The organism is Streptococcus nakanonensis, assembly GCF_059738785.1.
On record NZ_AP027139.1, the window covers coordinates 1,761,894 to 1,780,995 of the forward strand.

The 19,102-nt window shown below is 40.2% G+C and carries 13 protein-coding genes and 1 other RNA gene; 2 read left to right on the top strand and 12 right to left on the bottom strand.

Going from position 1 to position 19,102, the window contains the following annotated elements; all coding sequences use genetic code 11:
- Window positions 1-24: 24 nt before the first annotated feature.
- The 7 genes from AC6I9F_RS08370 to AC6I9F_RS08400 form a co-directional block, all read right to left on the bottom strand.
- Window positions 25-714 carry a response regulator transcription factor gene (locus tag AC6I9F_RS08370; protein WP_498021649.1) on the bottom strand — a complete coding sequence of 230 codons (690 nt, stop codon included), beginning with the start codon at window positions 712-714 and terminating at the stop codon, window positions 25-27.
- Between the two features lie 11 nt (window positions 715-725).
- Window positions 726-2,150 (bottom strand): NADP-dependent phosphogluconate dehydrogenase, encoded by a 1,425-nt coding sequence (gene gnd, locus AC6I9F_RS08375; RefSeq protein ID WP_000158778.1) that lies wholly within the window; start codon window positions 2,148-2,150, stop codon window positions 726-728.
- Between the two features lie 75 nt (window positions 2,151-2,225).
- Complete coding sequence (gene mapZ, locus AC6I9F_RS08380) at window positions 2,226-3,632, bottom strand: cell division site-positioning protein MapZ (RefSeq protein ID WP_498021651.1); 1,407 nt, start codon at window positions 3,630-3,632, stop codon at window positions 2,226-2,228.
- A gap of 12 nt (window positions 3,633-3,644) precedes the next feature.
- Window positions 3,645-4,802, bottom strand: a complete 1,158-nt coding sequence (locus AC6I9F_RS08385; protein WP_498021652.1) for a THUMP domain-containing class I SAM-dependent RNA methyltransferase — start codon at window positions 4,800-4,802, stop codon at window positions 3,645-3,647.
- Between the two features lie 84 nt (window positions 4,803-4,886).
- An RNA gene (gene rnpB / locus AC6I9F_RS08390) (RNase P RNA component class B) lies at window positions 4,887-5,267 on the bottom strand.
- 20 nt (window positions 5,268-5,287) lie between these two features.
- Window positions 5,288-5,629: a cell division regulator GpsB gene (gene gpsB / locus AC6I9F_RS08395; protein WP_000146530.1), complete on the bottom strand. Its 342-nt coding sequence runs from the start codon at window positions 5,627-5,629 to the stop codon at window positions 5,288-5,290.
- A 69-nt stretch (window positions 5,630-5,698) separates the two neighbouring features.
- Window positions 5,699-6,226, bottom strand: coding sequence for an SLOG family protein (locus AC6I9F_RS08400; protein ID WP_050269449.1), 528 nt, complete (start codon window positions 6,224-6,226; stop codon window positions 5,699-5,701).
- A gap of 66 nt (window positions 6,227-6,292) precedes the next feature.
- Between AC6I9F_RS08400 and recU the strand changes: the two genes are divergently transcribed.
- Both recU and pbp1a read left to right on the top strand, forming a co-directional pair.
- Window positions 6,293-6,889: a Holliday junction resolvase RecU gene (gene recU / locus AC6I9F_RS08405; protein ID WP_000248777.1), complete on the top strand. Its 597-nt coding sequence runs from the start codon at window positions 6,293-6,295 to the stop codon at window positions 6,887-6,889.
- Entirely contained in the window at window positions 6,886-9,042 is a 2,157-nt protein-coding gene (gene pbp1a, locus AC6I9F_RS08410) for a penicillin-binding protein PBP1A (protein WP_498021655.1), read from the top strand. The genes recU and pbp1a overlap by 4 nt, the downstream gene beginning before the upstream one ends.
- A gap of 392 nt (window positions 9,043-9,434) precedes the next feature.
- Here pbp1a and AC6I9F_RS08415 read toward each other — a convergent pair whose 3' ends face one another.
- From AC6I9F_RS08415 to AC6I9F_RS08435, 5 genes are all read right to left on the bottom strand, one after another.
- Entirely contained in the window at window positions 9,435-11,414 is a 1,980-nt protein-coding gene (locus AC6I9F_RS08415; protein ID WP_498021657.1) for a peptide ABC transporter substrate-binding protein, read from the bottom strand.
- A 234-nt stretch (window positions 11,415-11,648) separates the two neighbouring features.
- Window positions 11,649-12,749, bottom strand: coding sequence for a UDP-galactopyranose mutase (gene glf, locus AC6I9F_RS08420; RefSeq protein ID WP_498021659.1), 1,101 nt, complete (start codon window positions 12,747-12,749; stop codon window positions 11,649-11,651).
- 287 nt (window positions 12,750-13,036) lie between these two features.
- Window positions 13,037-14,995 (bottom strand): peptide ABC transporter substrate-binding protein, encoded by a 1,959-nt coding sequence (locus AC6I9F_RS08425; protein ID WP_498021661.1) that lies wholly within the window; start codon window positions 14,993-14,995, stop codon window positions 13,037-13,039.
- A 226-nt stretch (window positions 14,996-15,221) separates the two neighbouring features.
- Entirely contained in the window at window positions 15,222-17,189 is a 1,968-nt protein-coding gene (locus tag AC6I9F_RS08430) for a peptide ABC transporter substrate-binding protein (protein ID WP_050141364.1), read from the bottom strand.
- Window positions 17,190-17,356: 167 nt separating this feature from the next.
- Window positions 17,357-18,967: a glycoside hydrolase family 13 protein gene (locus AC6I9F_RS08435; RefSeq protein WP_498021663.1), complete on the bottom strand. Its 1,611-nt coding sequence runs from the start codon at window positions 18,965-18,967 to the stop codon at window positions 17,357-17,359.
- Between the last annotated feature and the right edge of the window lie 135 nt (window positions 18,968-19,102).

Consider the following 19,102-nt stretch of genomic DNA (forward strand, 5'->3'; position numbering starts at 1 on the left):
CCCACTACAGTTGACAAAGAGCCTCTATTCTTGCATGGTGTAACCGACACCACGCACGGTTTTAATGTAGCTTTTTTGACCTTTTACATCAAGCTTGCTACGTAGATAACGGATGTAGACATCCACGATATTTGTTTCGGTCGCACTTTCATACTTCCAGACACTTTCCAACAACTGCTCACGAGTCAGAACTTTCTTGCTTCCCATAAGAGTAGCCAAGAGGTCATACTCACGACGGGTCAGAGCAATCATCTCTTCGCCACGATAAACAGTATGATGTTCTACATCCATACGCAGATTGCGGTAAGACGTTGGAACCTTCATCTGACTACAGTGTTGGTCGATGAAGTCCCTACCTCGGAAAATCGCTGAAATACGAGCCACCAAATTGTCAATAATAACCGGCTTATAGATGTAAGAAACGGCAAAGCGTTGGATTGTCTCAATCTGATCTTGCAAATCTTCACGATGGTCCAAGACCATGATGACTGAAGCTGGCTTAGTCCGACTCAGCTTATCTGCAAAATCCTGGGCTGTCATATCCCCCAGACGAGCATTCAATAAAATCAAGTCATAGTCTGTCTGAAGAGCCATGGAGAGGGCTTTTTGCCCCTCCTCAACCTGATCAACTCGGTATTGCTCTTTTTGGAGTTCCAAACTTAAAAAATGAGCTAGATTTCGTTCTTTCTCAAGTAATAAAATCCGTTTCCCCATGGCAGACCTACTTATTTTTCGTCATACCAAGAGTAGTGGAAGGTTCCTTCTTTGTCTTTACGTTGGTAAGTGTGGGCACCAAAGTAATCACGTTGTGCTTGGATCAAGTTAGCTGGAAGGTCAGCTGAACGGTAGCTATCAAAGTAAGTAATCGCTGCTGAGAAGGTTGGTACTGGTACACCAGCTTGAACAGCAAGAGCTACGATATCACGCACTGCTTGTTGGTACTTGGCAGTAACATCCAAGAAGTACTCATCCAAAAGAAGGTTAGCAAGGTCTGCATCACGGTTGTAAGCATCTGTAATCTTTTGCAAGAAACGAGAACGGATGATACAGCCATCACGCCAGATAGATGCGATGTCTGCAAATGGCAAGTTCCAGTTGTTTTCTTTAGAAGCTACACGCAATTGAGCAAAACCTTGTGCGTATGAAATGATTTTTGAGAAGTAAAGGGCTTGACGGATCTTTTCAATCAACTCAGCCTTGTCTCCTTCAAATTTGAAGGCGGCTGGTTTTGGAAGAACCTTGCTAGCATGCACGCGTTCTTCTTTGTAAGTTGAAATGTAGCGGGCAAATACTGACTCAGTGATGAGTGACAATGGCACACCAAGGTCAAGAGATGATTGGCTAGTCCATTTACCAGTTCCCTTGTTACCTGCAGCATCAAGGATGTAGTCTACGATTGGTCCATCTTGACCTTCATCGTCTTTGCGGCTCAAGATGTCAGCTGTGATTTCGATCAAGTAGCTGTCCAATTCACCCTTGTTCCACTCAGTAAAGATTTCAGCCATATCTTCTGCAGAAAGACCTAGCAAGTGTTGCATCAAGTCATAGCTTTCTGCGATCAATTGCATATCCCCATACTCGATACCGTTGTGAACCATTTTTACATAGTGACCAGCTCCATCAGGGCCGATATAAGTCACACATGGTTTGCCATCTTCTGGTGCTTTAGCTGAGATTTCTTCAAGAACGTCCGCAACCAATTCGTAGGCTTCTTTTTGTCCACCAGGCATGATAGAAGGACCTTCAAGGGCACCTTTTTCACCACCAGAAACCCCAGTACCGATAAAGTTGATACCTGAGTTTGCCAATTCTTCATTACGACGGATGGTATCTTTGTAGAAAGTGTTTCCGCCATCAATCAAGATATCACCCTTGTCAAGGTGTGGAAGAAGGGCTTGAATTGTCGCATCTGTACCAGGTCCAGCTTGAACCATGAGCATGATACGACGAGGTTTTTCGATTGAGTTTACAAAACTTTCAACGTCATAGCTTGGTACAAAGTTCTTTTCAGGATGGCAAGCAATTACATCTTCCGTTTTTTCTTTACTACGGTTGTAAATAGCAACTGTGTAACCACGAGATTCAATATTAAGGGCAAGGTTACGACCCATTACGGCCATACCTACGACACCAAAGTTAGCTTTTGTCATTTGACACTCCTCTTGTTTAATTTGTTTTATTTTATCATTTTTACTTTTGAAAAGAAAGAATTTTGTAACGACTGCTTAGTAGTCCAAGTCATCCGCATGACCAGCGCCATTTCCGACAAAGTAGCCTGTCTTACAGTTAAGGGTAAAGAGATAGGTTCCATCTGGCTTGTAGAGGTTGTAATAACCATTGCCGTTAACGATATTGACACGTTCAAGGATGTATTGGTCTCCAGTGATATAGCCACGTGAACGTGAAGTAGCTAGAATTTGTTCCAAGACACCATCCGCAAAATCCCAGGCAGAGTTGTTACTATCATCAATAGCAGACTGATTATAGGCAACACGACTAGCACTTCTTTGAACAGCAACCCCTGCACTTGATAGACCCATATTGACTTCGCTACGAGAACTTCTAGTCTCATTTGAGGCAGTATTTGAGCTACTTGGGCTTGTCTCACTGGTCGTATTTGAGCTTGCTTGACTAGAGCTTGAGCTACTAGTTTGACTTGAACTTGAGCTCGAAGTACTTGTTTGCTGGCTCTTACCAAGGCTGATAGCTTTATCTAGCACTTTATCAAGCTCCGTATTTCCAGTTTTAATATCTGTAAATTTAGCATCCGATTTGGCTTTGGCATTGGTATCCAACACACCATCCACAATAGCTGGTTTTTCAAATTGTGCATTGACGTCTTGAATGGCCTTGATTTGCGTTGCTAGACTATCATATTTAGATTTGGCAAGGGTATGTTCACGACTACCTTCCAGCTTATCAAGTAAGTTCTTGAGTTGACTCAGTTTATCAAACTGACTATTTTTCAAAGCCGTTTTATTGCTGTCTGTGTAGAAGGCGTCATAAAGTGTATTAAAATCATCCACATCTGATTGATTGGCTGTAACTGATTGAGAAGTTTCAATTTCCTTGGTCGAGCGATTCACTTGACGATAGACATAATAAGCACTAACACAGATAATTACTGATACAAGTGCCAAAGCGGTTAAAACAAAGCCTTTTTTGCTTTTCTTTTCTGAGTCTTCTTGTTCCAGACGAGAAAGGTTTTGCTCCTCTTCCACTTCTTCAGTCATTTCTGTTGGACTTTCATCCTCTAGCAATAGAGGATCCAAGCCTTGCCCCTCGTCGTCCAGAGGCAAGGGTGGTAAGATGTCTTCAGAAGATGAAACTTCCTCCGAAGAAGCTTCTGACTCTTCTACAGCCTCACGCATCTCTTGAATTAAATCATCCAGACTCTGTGTTTCAACTAACTCCTCTTTTTTGTATTGGCGAGTCGCAAACTTATCCGCCTCAATTTCATCTTTGTGTTGTTTAACATACTTGTCCAAAATGGAATCCTCAGGCAAGACTCCTGCTTCCACTTCTTCATTTTTACGAATAGCTTGACCAACTGTTAGCTCTTTTGCTTCATCAAAATCAAATTGCGGTTCTTGACCTTCTTTTTTATGACGATTTCGTCTTTTTTTACTCATGAGTATCCCTTTCTATTTTACCTCTTGCCGTTTAACACGCTGACCAAAATATTGATACAAATCCACTTTCAAGGTTCCGTTGTATAACTTACGCTTCTTATCTGCTTGGCTACCATACTTGCTTTCAAAGGCTTCATCACTAGTTAGGATAAATTTGCTCCAAGTTTTCAGTGGTGCAAATACCTGACCCATCTCAGCATAGAGCTTGGTCACCCCTGCATCATCTGACAAACGTTCCCCATAAGGTGGATTTGAGATAATCACACCATTGATTTTATCGGAACGTAAATCCTGCACGCGCATCTGCTTAAATGTAATATCCCCTGCAACACCAGCTGCCTGAGCATTAGCTTTAGCAATTTCCACCATGCGAGCATCAATATCACAGCCCATGATATCCAGTTCCAGCTCACGATCCACTTTCTTAGCCGCTTCTGTACGCACTTCCTGAATCAGTCGATCGCTAATCCAGTTCCATTCCTCAAAGGCAAAAGAGCGACGAAGACCAGGCGCCATCTTTCGAGCAATCATGACCGCCTCGATACAGAAAGTCCCCGAACCACAGGTCGGATCAATCAAAGGCTTGTCTGGATACCAGTTAGAAAGTTGTAAAATGGCTGCCGCCATGTTTTCCTTGATAGGGCCCCCCCCTTTTTCGGTACGATAGCCACGTTTAAAGAGACTGGAGCCTGTCGTATCAATCATGACAGTTGCTATGTCTTTAAGAATAGAGACCTCAATCTTAAACTCTGGTCCATTCTCCATCAGAGGAACACCTTCTGGGCGGGCGTAGTGTTTCTGCAATTTCTTGACAACAGCTTTCTTAGAAATAGCCTGTACACTTGGCTCATTGTGAAGTTTGGACTTAACACATTTGGCTTTTGAAATCGGAAACCGAGCTCCAAGTGGTAAATAATGTTCCCAATCTAAAGCAAAAACTCCCTGAAACAGTTCCTCAAAAGTCTTAGCTGGGAAAGTTCCTACGATAATTTTGATACGATCTGCTGCTCGAAGCCAGAGGTTGGTTTCGATAATAGCTCTCACGTCTCCTTGAAAACGAACACGTCCATTTTCAACCTGACAATCGTAGCCCAGCTCTCGCACTTCTCGTCCTACAACAGCTTCAAGCCCTGCTGCTACAGTTGCAATTAAATTAAATTCTTTTTTCATGTTACAGTCTTGCAAGACCTTTCTATATGTCCACTTTAAAAAATGAGGTTGAGAAAATTTCTCAGCCCCAACCTATATGCAATTTTCTATAAGCCATGTTTTGTTCCAGAAGTGACTAGGACCACTTCCTTCGATAATCATCTGTCTACCACTAACAGCTCTAGCTGATAGCAGTCAGAATACTACGTTCGTTTCCGCGTACTCCATGCCCCGACCAAAATTTGGGTTGCTAGCTTGAGGGGTTTACCGCGTTCCACTCTCTCTGTTTCCAGAAAGACTCCGTCACTGTGGCACTTTCAAGCCTACTCTGACCTATCCAAGGACTTAGCCATTTCAACTGCCGTAACGATTTCTCGTCCCTAGGCTTATGGTTTCGCCTAGCACAAACACTACAGGCATCACAGCCTGTGCTAGCATGGACTTTCCTCATGAGAAGCAATTCTGCTCACGCGATTATCCAAAAATTGCATGTAACAAGACCTGAATTACAAATCAGTATTGTCTAAAATTTGTTTACCGAATACTTCTTTTTCAAGACGATTCAAGCGTTTCAAAATATCAAAATTCGTCATAGAAGATGAAGCTGCCACATCAATTGGATCTGGGTGACTAGGACTTGGAGCCGAACTCACTTGCGGTTTACGGGCTAATTCTTCCTTCAAATCTGCAATTTCCTGACGAAGTGACTTGACCAAGGCAGCATAGGTTTCATAGTCCTTGATGACATCGTCTAAAAACTCGTCAACTTCTACCTTACTATACCCTCGGACTTCACGCCCAAACTCTTGTTCAAAAATATCTTTTGCTGAAAAAATAATACTTGCCATGTCTCTCTCCATTCTCGCTTGCTAGTATTATTATATAAAAAAAGGCAAACAAAAATCAAGGTCAAAGCTTCAATTTTCGGAAAAATTTTCAGCAAGTTCATTTAATTGATCAAATGTTAATCTCTTTATAAAATAGTCCTCTTGATTTTTCATCTTTTGGTAAAAATAAGCTAATTTCGTTTCATTTTCTTCATCATAAAAAAGATAGGAACTATTCGTATTTTCCAGTAAAAACTGCTGGTAATCTCTTAACTGCCCCTTGTGTTCATAGCGAGGATAGGCATATTTGACAAAATCTACTTGCTTAAAACGACTCAGTTTCATCTGATTGTCTTCATTCCAATTTTCCCCATGGGTTTCAAAAGCAAAAATGGTAGCCAACTGGAAACCGTACTCGGTTTTCATCTCCTGAGCAACCTCTAAAACCCAATATTCAAAACCCAAACTTCCTGTAAACACAAGCCAAGACACCCCATCTGTTGCCATAGCCTCTAAATCTTTACGTATCGCTTTTTTAATCAATTTAAGACGAGGATCCTTGTCAGAAAACAAACCCAAATCAAAAGCAGAATAGCCTAAAACCAAAGCTGTAGCCATTTTTAACCCTTTCTGTGCAAATTTATGGTATAATAGAGTGATGTTATTGTACCAATAAGGAGAATTATGGTCAACTATCCACATAAACTTTCATCACAAAAAAGACAAACATCTCTTTCTCAACCCAAAAATTTCGCAAATCGAGGAATGTCTTTTGAAAAGATGATCAATGCTACCAACGACTACTATTTGTCTCAGGGCTTGGCTGTTATACACAAGAAACCAACCCCTATTCAAATTGTACGAGTGGACTATCCACAGCGAAGTCGTGCCAAGATTGTTGAGGCCTATTTTCGACAAGCTTCAACGACGGACTATTCTGGCGTTTATAATGGATATTACATCGACTTTGAAGCCAAGGAAACAAAACAAAAACGTGCGATTCCGATGAAAAATTTTCATCCACATCAAATTCAGCATATGGAACAAGTCCTTGCCCAACAAGGAATCTGCTTTGTCCTTCTTCACTTTTCTTCTCAGCAAGAAACCTACTTATTGCCGGCATTCGATTTGATTCGCTTCTACCATCAAGATAAGGGACAAAAATCAATGCCACTTGGATATATTCGAGAATATGGATATGAAATCAAGGCTGGTGCCTTCCCTCAAATTCCCTATCTCAATGTTATCAAAGAACATTTATTAGGTGGTAAAACAAGATGAACAAACAAACTATCCTGCGAATAGCTAAGTATGTGAGTATCTGCTTCTTAACTTTATTTATCACAGCAGTTATGCTGGGAGGAGGCATATTTCTCTATTACGTCAGTAAAGCCCCAGCCCTATCTGAGAGCAAATTAGTCGCAACCACGTCTAGTAAGATTTTCGATAGTAAAAACGAACTGATTGCCGATCTGGGCTCTGAACGCCGAGTAAACGCTCAGGCCAACGAAATTCCTACTGATTTGGTCAAGGCTATCGTATCAATCGAAGACCATCGTTTTTTCGATCATCGAGGTGTCGATACCATCCGAATTATAGGAGCTTTTTTACGTAACTTACAAAACAACTCTCTCCAGGGAGGATCAACCCTTACCCAACAATTAATTAAGTTGACCTATTTCTCAACTTCCACTTCTGATCAGACCATTTCACGTAAAGCCCAGGAAGCTTGGTTGGCTGTTCAATTAGAACAAAAAACCACAAAACAAGAAATTCTGACCTACTACGTGAATAAAGTTTACATGTCTAACGGAAACTATGGAATGCAGACGGCTGCCCAAAACTATTACGGCAAAGATTTGAGAGAACTATCACTACCTCAACTTGCCCTACTAGCAGGAATGCCACAGGCTCCAAATCAATACGATCCCTATTCTCATCCAGAAGCTGCCCTTGACCGTCGTAACTTGGTACTTTCAGAGATGAAAGGTCAAGGCTACATTTCTGCCGAACAGTATGAGAAGGCTATCAATACTCCTATTACTGATGGACTCCAAAGTTTGAAATCAGTCAATAGCTACCCAGCATATATGGACAATTATCTCAAAGAGGTTATCGACCAAGTAGAACAAGAAACTGGCTATAACCTTCTAACTACTGGAATGGATGTTTACACAAATGTAGACCAAGAGGCTCAAAAACGTCTGTGGGATATCTACAACTCCGATCAATACGTCTCTTACCCTGACGATGAATTGCAAGTCGCTTCTACCATTGTTGATGTTTCTAACGGTAAAGTCATTGCCCAGCTAGGAGCACGCCATCAGTCAAGTAATGTTTCCTTCGGAATTAACCAAGCAGTGGAAACAAACCGCGACTGGGGATCAACTATGAAACCGATCACAGACTATGCTCCTGCCTTGGAATACGGTGTCTACGATTCAACTGCTACTATCGTTCACGATGAGCCCTATAACTATCCTGGGACAGATACCCCTGTTTATAACTGGGATAGGGGCTACTTTGGCAATATCACCTTGCAATACGCCCTGCAACAATCGCGAAACGTCCCAGCCGTGGAAACGCTAAACAAGGTCGGACTCAACCGTGCCAAGACTTTCCTAAATGGTCTCGGAATCGACTACCCAAGTCTTCACTACTCAAATGCCATTTCAAGTAACACAACCGAGTCAGACAAAAAATATGGAGCAAGTAGTGAAAAGATGGCTGCTGCTTACGCTGCCTTTGCAAATGGTGGAACTTACTATAAACCAATGTATATCCATAAAGTCGTCTTTAGTGATGGGAGTGAAAAAGAGTTCTCTAATGTCGGAACTCGTGCCATGAAGGAAACGACAGCCTATATGATGACCGACATGATGAAAACTGTCTTAGTATACGGAATCGGACGTGGAGCCTACCTACCTTGGCTTCCACAAGCAGGTAAAACAGGTACTTCTAACTATACTGACGAAGAAATTGAAAAGTATATCAAGAACACTGGTTACGTAGCTCCAGATGAAATGTTTGTAGGGTATACCCGCAAATATGCAATGGCTGTATGGACAGGCTATTCTAACCGTCTGACACCACTTGTAGGCGATGGCCTTACGGTCGCTGCCAAAGTTTACCGCTCTATGATGACCTACCTGTCTGAAGGAAGCAATCCAGAGGACTGGAATATGCCAGATGGCATCTATCGAAATGGGCAGTTTGTTTTCCAAAATGGAGCAAGACCGACTTGGACTGAAACGACATCCCAATCATCTTCAACCGAAAGCTCATCAACAAGTGCAGAAAGCTCTACTAGTCAAGCACCAGCAACAAGTCCTGATGCTAGTACTAATGGTCAAAATCAAGCACCAAATGCACCAGGAGCCAATCAAAATCCAGCTCCACAGACTCCTCAAGTCCAACAACAACCACAACAGTAAGATGAAGAAAATCCTGAGAACTCTAAACTCAGGATTTTTTCATTTTCAAAATAAAATACAGAAATCAAGTAAAGTAGATTGAAATATAGTGAAGTGAAATAAAAACAGGACAAATCAATCAGTATAGTCAAATCAATTTCTAACAATGTTTTAGAAATCAAGATGTACTAATCTAGCTTCAATCTACTATAAAAACTAAGCAAATTGATTAGAAAATTCAAATCATACTCAATGAAAAGCAAAAAGCAAACTAGGAAGCTAGCTGCATCTTGCTCAAAACACTGTTCTGAGATTGCAGATGGACGCTGACGTGGTTTGAAGAGATTTTCTAAGAGTATGAATAGATTTTCGAAGAATATAAAGGAGTCGGCTACAAACCAACTCCCTTACCTTTATTTCACATGTTTTGCGAGTTCTTCTTGCGCTTTTTTATTGGATTCTGCTTTTTCTTTCATCCATTTTTCTTGAGCTTTTTGATATTCATCTGCAGTAACTGCCTTGTCTTGAAGTTCAAGGTATTTATACAAGACTGGGTCACTTGTACCTTTATTTCCTGACAATGCAAATGGTATTGTAAATGGTACCATCTTAGACAAGATTGGACGACCAGTTTTAGAAGTTGTTGGGATGATCAAGGCACTATCTGTCAACCAAGCTTGGGCTGCTGCGTATTTATCATATCGTTTAGCAACATCTGTAGTCTCATCACCAGCTTCAGTAACCAATTTTTCGTAGTCATATAGACCTACTTTTTTAGCAGCTACATTATCTTCCCCTGAGTCAAATCCTAAATATGTTTTAGTACTTTCTCCTACAGAAGGTTTGATAATATCAAGGTAGGTTGATGGATCGGCAAAGTCTGGACCCCAACCGACATTATCTGATAAATCCCAGTCTTCGCCAGCAGCATTTTCGGCAAATAGAGTTACATTAAGCAATTCATCTTTTTGCAATTGTTGGATATCAATAACGACATTATCAGTTCCTAAAGTTGCTTCCAAGGATTGTTTCATAGATTGGACACGTTGAACTTTTGTAGTTGCTGTCTGGTCAACAGGCATATCTAGGTGAATTGGGAATTGTACTCCCTCAGCTTGTAGGGCTGATTTGGCTTTGGCAAATTCTGCTTTAGCTTTTTCTGGATTGTAAAGACCATCTTGTGAATCTGCAAGATTGACATCCTTCCATTCATCCCCATAAGTCACTAATTTTTCTTTGACTATATCGCCAAAGTTCTTCCCATCTGCTTGAACAAATGTTGGTGGCACAAAGAGATTACGCAAGATTTTGCTTGCTCCAGTTTCTCCATTCAACTGAGAGGCATAGGCTGTACGGTCAAAACCAAAGGCAATAGCCTGACGGAAATCCTTGTTTAAGAGAGCTTTTTTAGTAGATGTCTTTTGTTCGTCGCTAGTCTTAGATGTGTGTTTATAAGATTGACGGTCAATATTTGTTCCTACTAAATAAGTCGTAGAGTCTTGTTGAGTATAGACAATATTGTCTTTCATACTCTTCTCAAGCTCTGCGAAACTTGCACTTGTTGGATAAAGACGAGCTGCTGTAAGGCTACCATCTTTAAAGTTTTCTGCTGGTTTGCTGGTATCTTGCCCATCCCAGAATGACAATTTGACCTTGTCAATATGCACATTGTCTTTATCCCAGTAGTTCGGATTTTTCGCAAATTCAACAGAGGATTTAGTTACAATGGATTTCAACAAATAAGGGCCGTTATACAAGAGACTACTTGGATCCGTAGCTTTGGCAAAATCATCCCCTTTTGAATTCAAAAACTCTTCATTAACTGGCGCAAGCACACCCATGGTTGTTTTTGAGTTCCAAAAAGTTTCAGGTTTGTTCAAGGTGTATTGGATTGTTTGGTCGTCAAGGGCTTTAATCCCGACTTGAGCGAAGTCTGTGATTTCACCTTTGGCATAGGCATCCAGACCTTTGATTGAATCCTGTACCAAGTAAAGGGCTTCTGCTTTCTTATCTGTTGCATATTTAAGTCCTGTTACAAAGTCCTGAGCCTTAACAGGAGCGTACTCTTCTCCCTCAGATGTATACCACTTGGCATCCTGACGAATCTTATAAGTATAAGTCAAGCCATCCTTAGAGACTGACCAGTCTTCTGCCAATGAAGGAACAAGGTTCCCGTATTTATCATTTTCAAGTAGTCCATCAATCACATTACTAGTAATCTCAGAAGTTGCTGCCTTACCAGTTGTCAAATAGTTGAGATTATCTGGATGTGTCTCGTAGGTAAATGCAAAGGTCTTTTCACCTTGAGCGCCTGAACCCCCAGAACAAGCAGCTAAAACACCAGCTGCTAATAAGGTTACTCCCGCAAGAGCCAATACTTTTCTTGTTTTCATAGTATTCTCCTTTGTTTTTTTATTCATTATAGACTCTTTTTCAAGTCCTGTCAATAGAATTTTCTGAATTTTAAGAGTTATTTGTTATATTTGATATATTCTGAAAAATAAAATTGTTCATTTATGCTAAAAAAGCCAACATAGGTTCTCTTCTGATAAGCAGAAAAGAATCTTGTTGACCTTACTTCTAAAAATCTTAAGTAGCAAAGATTCTAAAATAACGGAATCCTTGCATTATTGTCCCAACTCTTCCTCGACCACTTCCAAAGCCCGTTCAATGACCACATGCATGTCATAGTATTTATAATCTGCTAAACGACCACAGAAAATAACCTTATCATTTGTTGCCGCTTCTTCCTGATATTTGGCAAATATAGCATTGTTTCTCTCATCATTGATTGGATAATAAGGTTCATCTCCACGTTTCCAATCAGCTGGGTATTCACGAGTAATGACCGTTTTAGCTTGTGTACCATACTCAAAGTGTTTATGCTCAATAATGCGAGTATAAGGAATTTCTCGTTCTGTATAGTTGACAACAGCATTTCCTTGATAGTTTTCTTCATCAAGAACTTCATGCTCAAAACGAAGACTACGGTATTCTAACTCACCATGTTTATAATCAAAGTATTGGTCAATCATCCCTGTGAAGACAACCTTTTCAGCAGAAGCTTCTAATTCCTGACGATTGGCAAAAAAATCAAGACCAAGTTCTACTTCCACATCCTTGAGCATATTTTCGATAATGACATTATAGCCACCGATTGGAATTCCTTGGTAACGGTCATTAAAGTAGTTATTATCAAAAGTCAAACGAACTGGTAGACGTTTAATAATAAAGGGTGGAAGGTCAGTCGCAGAACGTCCCCATTGCTTTTCAGTATATCCTTTAATCAACTTTTCATAAATATCTGGACCGATCAACTTGATAGCTTGTTCTTCCAAGTTTTCAGGTTCAACGTCCTTCATGTGAGCCGTTTGCTCAGCAATCTTATCTTTGACCTCTTGAGGAGTTTTTGTCCCCCACATAGCATAGAAAGTATTCATATTAAAAGGTAGATTATAAAGACTACCCTTGTAATTAGCTAGAGGCGAATTGATATAGTTGTTAAACTCAGCAAATTGATTCACATAATCCCAAACTTTCTTGTTAGAAGTATGGAAGATATGGGCACCGTATTTATGAACATTAACTCCTTCTACATTCTCACAGTAGATATTCCCACCAATGTGGTCACGTTTATCAATAACTTTTACTTTTTTCCCACGCTTGGTTGCTTCATAAGCAAAAATTGCTCCCGACAAACCAGCACCAACGATTAGATAGTCGTACATAGTCTCTTCCTTATCACTTATCTTTACATCTCCTTAACTATAGTAAAAGAGAGAATCTTATACTCTTCGAAAATCTCTTCAAAGCACGTCAGCGTCCATCTACAACCTCAGAACAGTATTTTGAGCTGACTTCCCAGTTACTCTTTGATTTTTATTGAGTATTCGTTTCAATCTATTTTAGCACAAAACAAATCATTTCTCAGTTTTCGATAGCCGAGTGATTTAAAAAGACAAGCACCAAAACTGATGTTTGTCTTTAGGATTTTGCTTGAAAAGGCTATTTCTAACTATTTAACATGTTTTTCTGCTTCTTTTTGGGCTTTTTCAATTGCTTTTTTGCTTTCTTGCTCCCATTTAGTTTTAGCTTCTTCATACTGTTTGGTTGTTACAGCATCTTTTTGCAGTTTCATGTACTTGTAGTTATTGCCATCACCCTTAATACCAACCAGTGAATAGCCTCTTGTAAATGGCGTTACTTTGGTTACAGACGCTGTTCCACCACTTGACATAGCGGACATGATTAGAGAATTGTCAATCATCCAAGCCTGTGCTTCAGCATATTTTTCATAGCGTTTGGCTACATCTTTATTTTCAGTATCTGCATCTTTGAGCATCTTGGTATAGGTATCAAGACCCAAGCTAGCAATCTTAGCTTTATCTTCCTTAGCATCTAAACCAAAAATCTTGAGGTAGAATCCATCCTCTGCATTGAAAGGATTGAGATAAGTTGACGGATCTTGGTAGTCACCTACCCAACCATCAAAGTTCAAATCGTAGTCTCGATCAGCTGGTGTCGGTGCCAAGAAGGCCACATTATTGAAATCATCTGTTGACAGTTGTTGAACATCAATGACAATATTATCAGCACCTAAAACTGATTCAAGAGTCTGTTTCACAGAATTCATACCAGTCACAGCATTTTTACTTGTCTGATCAACAGCCACATCCAAGTGAATAGGGAAGGTCACACCTTGACTTACCAATTCTTTTTTAGCTTCCGCAAATTTTGCTTGGGCTTTTTCTTTGTTGAAATAGGCATCCTGAGCATCTGCCAAGTTAATACCTGACCATTCTGTTCCGTAGTTGACCAATTTAGCAGCGACTACTTCCCCGAAGGTCTTGTCTCCAACTTGGACAAATGTAGGAGGCACCAGGGTGTTACGAAGAGTCTTGCTAGCTGCTTCTTCCCCATTTGACTGGGCAGAATAGGCTGTGCGGTCCAAGGCAAAGTTCACTGCTTGACGGAAGTTTTTGTTCAAGACAGCTGTCTCAGTCGACTTCTTCTGCTCATCTGTCGTTTTAGATGTATGGTTGTAGGCCTTACGGTTGACGTTGAAATTAAAATACCAAGAAGTCTTGTCCTGCAAGCTATAGACGATATTATCCTTATATTTCTCCTTGGTCTTAGCAAAGTTAGAACTATTTGGATAAACCCCAGCGATAGAATAGGCTCCACTTTCAAAGTTACGGATGGTCAATTCTTGGTCTGAGCCATCAAAGTAAGCCAATTTCACATGTTCAATCGATACTTTATCATGATCGTAGTAATGCGGATTTTTCACATACTCAATCGATGATTTTGATGTGAAATCTTTTAACAAATAAGGTCCGCTGTAAAGAATGCTATCTGGAGACAGGGTCCCAAAATCTTTCCCTTTTGAGTTTAGAAACTCTTCATTCACTGGGAAAAGAATACTGTTGGTTGTTTTTGAATTCCAGTAAGGTTCTGGGCGTGTCAAAGTATACTCAACAGTCTGGTCATCAATGGCCTTTACCCCAACCTTAGAAAAGTCAGAATCCGCTCCTGTAATATAATCATTCAAGCCCTTGATCGAGTTTTGAATCAAGTCAATGGCCTGTGATTTATTATCCACTGCATACTTGATACCTGTCACAAAATCTTGTGCCTTGACTGGGGCGTACTCTTCACCGTCAGCCGTGAACCATTTGGCATCTTTTCTCAGTTTATAGGTATAAGTCAGACCGTCGCTTGAAACAGACCAGTCTTCTGCCAAAGATGGAACTAGGTTTCCATGATTGTCATTTTCAAGCAAACCATCAACTAGGTTGGTAATGATGGCTGTATTATCAGCGTAGTAGTCTAATAGGTAGTTAAATGTAGTTGGGTTTCCACTAAAGGTTGATGAGTAAGTTTTTGTATCTGAACCTGATTGACCGCAAGCAACTAAAAGCAAAGCAGCCGTAAAGGTCAGGCCTGCGCTAAGGACACGCTTTTTTGTATTCATCTTCTTTCTCCTTTATGTCAGTTTTTGTAACATAGGTTTATTTTACCAAAATAGTGGGAATTTGTAAAGTTAATTGAATTTTGAGAATGAAAGTTTATAAATCTTGGCCATAAAAAAACAAAGGATTTCCGCCTTTCATACAGTCCTCCCTTGTTTTTATGCGATTTATCATTTAAATATCAATGAATTAACTGATAACCTAACGAAAGCAAGATTCTCATTCACATTATTTTATGTGCTTTTCTAAATCCTTTTGATACTGAGCATTCGATTCCAGTTTTTCCTTTTGCCACTTTTTGAAGGCCGCATCATACTCTTTAGTTGTCACAATATCATTTTGAAGTTCCATTCCTTTAAAAATAAATGGATCCCCCTTAATACCAACCTGTGAATAAGCTTTGGTAAATGGAACAGTACGACTAACCATAGGAGAGCCCCCTGAAGAAGCAACTGGAATAAGAAGTGAACTATCAGTAACCCAAGCCTGTGCTTTGGCATACTTTTCGTATCGTTTATCAAGATTACTTGTCTCAGAAGCCGCATCATCCAAGAGCTTCTTGTATTCATCCAAGCCAACTTTCGCCACAACTTCAGGATCCTTACCCTTTGTTATACCTAGATGTTTCAAGGCAGAACCCTTCTTAGCATCTAAAATATTGAGATAGGTTGCTGGATCTTGGTAATCTGGTCCCCAACCTGTTCCGTTCAAATCATAATCTTTCTGGGTTGGAACTTTAGCTTGAGAAGTAATACTTTCCTTCTCATTATCTGTCATTTGAAGAACATCTACAATGACATTCTCCGTTCCAAGTGTTTCTTCAATTGATTGTTTTAGAGAATTGGTTTGTTGAACCGCAACTACATCAGTTTGCTCAACAGGCACATCCAGATGAATCGGGAAACTCACTCCCTTAGCTTGCAATTCTGACTTCGCTTTTTCAAATGCAGACTTGGCCTTTGTTGGATTGTAAATTGTATCCTTACCATCTGTGAGAGTCACATCTTTCCACTGTTCTCCATATTTCAGTAGTTCATCCTGAGCCAACTGTCCGAAGGTCTTCCCAGCTACTTGAACGTAATTATCTGGCACTAGACTATTACGAATAATCTTATCCGCACCCTCTTCACCGTTTAATTGAGCTGTATAGGCGTGGCGATTAAATGCAAAATTAAGAGCCTGACGGAAGTTCTTATTGAGAAGAGCTTCTTTTGTTGATGTTTTTTGTGACTCATCTGTTTTAGCTGTTTTATTGTAAGACTGGCGGTTTACATTCACAGTGAGGTAGTAGCTTGTTGCCTCTTGTGGACTATAGACAATCTTATCTCCGTACTCTTTCTTAGTTGACTCAAAGTTTGAGCTTGCTGGAAAAAGACGTGCAGTGGTATAGGCACCTTGTGTAAAGCTACGAATTAAGGATTCTTGATCTGAACCATCATAGAATGTCAATTTAACATTATCAATTTTGACATTGTCCTTATCCCAATAGTTAGGATTTTTTTCATATTCAATCACAGATTTAGAAATCAAAGATTTCAAAAAATATGGGCCATTGTAAAGAATACTTGATGGAGTTGGCGCTCCGTAATCCTTGCCTGTTGCATTCAAAAATTCTTCATTTACAGGAAGCATGGTTGCTGTGGTTACTTTAGAGTTCCAAAAACTTTCCGGGTTATTAAGGGTATATTCTACCGTATAATCATCAAGAGCCTTCACACCTACAGTTGAGAAGTCGTTTGTCTCACCACTAACATAAGCCTCCAATCCTTTGATAGATTTCTCAACCAAAGAAAGACCATCAGACTTTCCATCTGCTGCATGTTTCAGACCTGTAACAAAATCCTGAGCTTTAACTTCCGCATACTCTTCTCCTTCTGAAGTATACCACTTCACACCTTTACGTAGTTTGTAGGTATAAGTCAAACCATCTTTAGAAACTGACCAATCCTCTGCTAGAGAAGGAATGAGATTCCCATATTTATCATTCTCTAAAAGACCGTCGACGACATTACCTATTACGTCAGAAGTTGAACTTTTACTTGTAAGGCTATAATCCAAGGATGATGGATCAACTGCATAAACATAAGAAAATGTTTTGGGAGCATCTGCATTCTTTTCACTTTTCCCACAAGCTGTTAAAAGAATGGCTGTGCTCAAGGTCACTCCTGCTCCTAAGAGCCACTTTTTCGATTGCATAAATAATCTCCTTCAAAATAGTATTTTCACTATTATACCCTATTTTTTTATAAATGCAAGACTTCTTGTAGAATTTGTTAGAAAATTCTAACAAATGTTTTTAAAATAGTTTTTTATACAACTTTTAGCAAAAAACCTCAAGCTCTAAGGCTCAAGGTTCTCACTTTTTAGTTAGTCATTTCCACACAGAAAGCATCCCATGGAGCTAAGATTTGTTTTTCAAAGACTTCTTGAGCTAGGGTGTTTTCAATCAAGACAGATTTGACATTTCCTTCTACTACAAAGACTTGCTCTTCATTGGACAAGTTAGCCACGACTAGGAAGCGACGGTCGCCATCCTTACGGATATAGGCAAAGACCTTATCAGCCGTATCAAGCAATTCAAAGTCAGCTCGAATCAGCCAGCTGTTTTCCTTACGGATTTGAACCAGTTTCTGATAGGTATAGAAAATAGAATCTGGATTTGCCAGCGCTTCTTGAACGTTGATTGTTTGATAGTTTGGATTAACCTCCAACCAAGGTTGACCTGTTGAGAACCCGGCGTTTTTGCTCTCGTCCCATTGCATAGGGGTGCGGGCATTGTCACGTCCAATAACACGGATACTGTCCATGATTTCTTCAATCGGAACACCTTTTTCAAGAGCCTCACGCGCATAGTTGAGGGATTCAATATCTTCTACTTGGTCCAGTGTTTCAAACGGATAGTTGGTCATCCCAATCTCCTCACCTTGGTAGATATAAGGTGTCCCTCTCATGAGATGAAGCAAAATCGCAAAGGCTTTGGCAGATTTTTCACGGTATTCCTGGTCATTTCCCCAGATTGAGACGATACGAGGGAGATCATGATTGTTCCAAAAGAGGGAATTCCAGCCATCCTCAACTCCTAATTCTGTCTGCCATTTGTTGAAAATCTCTTTTAACTTAGCAATATTCAGTTCTTTTTGATAGTGCCATTTAGGCTGCCCTTCCTGATACTGAAGACCGATATGCTCAAACTGGAAGACCATAGACAATTCTTGCCCCTTTGGATCAGAGTAGAGCTTGGCAATCTCTGGTGTTGCTCCCCAAGTTTCCCCCACCGTCAAGAGATCTTTATCTCCAAAGGTCGCTTGATTCATCTCCTTGAGATAGGGGTGGAGCATAGGACCATTATTGACTACCTTCTCGTCAGGAATTTTCCCAATCATATCAATAACATCCATACGGAAACCGCCAATCCCTTTATCAATCCAGAAATTCATCATCTCATAAATTTTCTGGCGAAGTTTTTCATTTTCCCAGTTGAGATCCGGCTGTTTCTTACTGAAAAAGTGGAGATAGTATTGACCTGACTTTTCATCGTATTCCCAAGCAGATCCGCTAAAGATAGAGTCTAGGTCGTTGGGCTCATCGCGCCAGATATAGTAGTCTCTCTCAGGGCTATCAGGATTTTCACAGGCCTCGACAAACCAAGCATGTTCATCTGATGTATGATTGACCACCAAGTCCATGATAATACGAATATCACGCTTCTTGGCTTCCGCAATCAGCTCATCCATATCCTCCATGGTTCCGAAAATAGCTGCAATCGCTTGATAATCGGCAATATCATAGCCATTATCATCCATGGGGCTGTCATAAACAGGAGAAAGCCAAATCGCTGTAATCCCCAGCTTGGCTAGATAGTCTAACTTACTAGTAATTCCTGGCAAATCGCCAATTCCATCTCCGTTGCTATCCATGAAACTCTTTGGATAAACTTGATAGACTACGGCATTGTGCCACCATTTTTCTTGCATCTTCTTACCTCATTATTTTCATAATCTATAGTCTATGATAGCGCTTTTTAGAATTTTGTGCAAGCGTTTGCCTAATCTTTTTAATTTCTTTTTTGACTCCATAGTTTCCTAACTTCCAATTTTTTATTATAATAG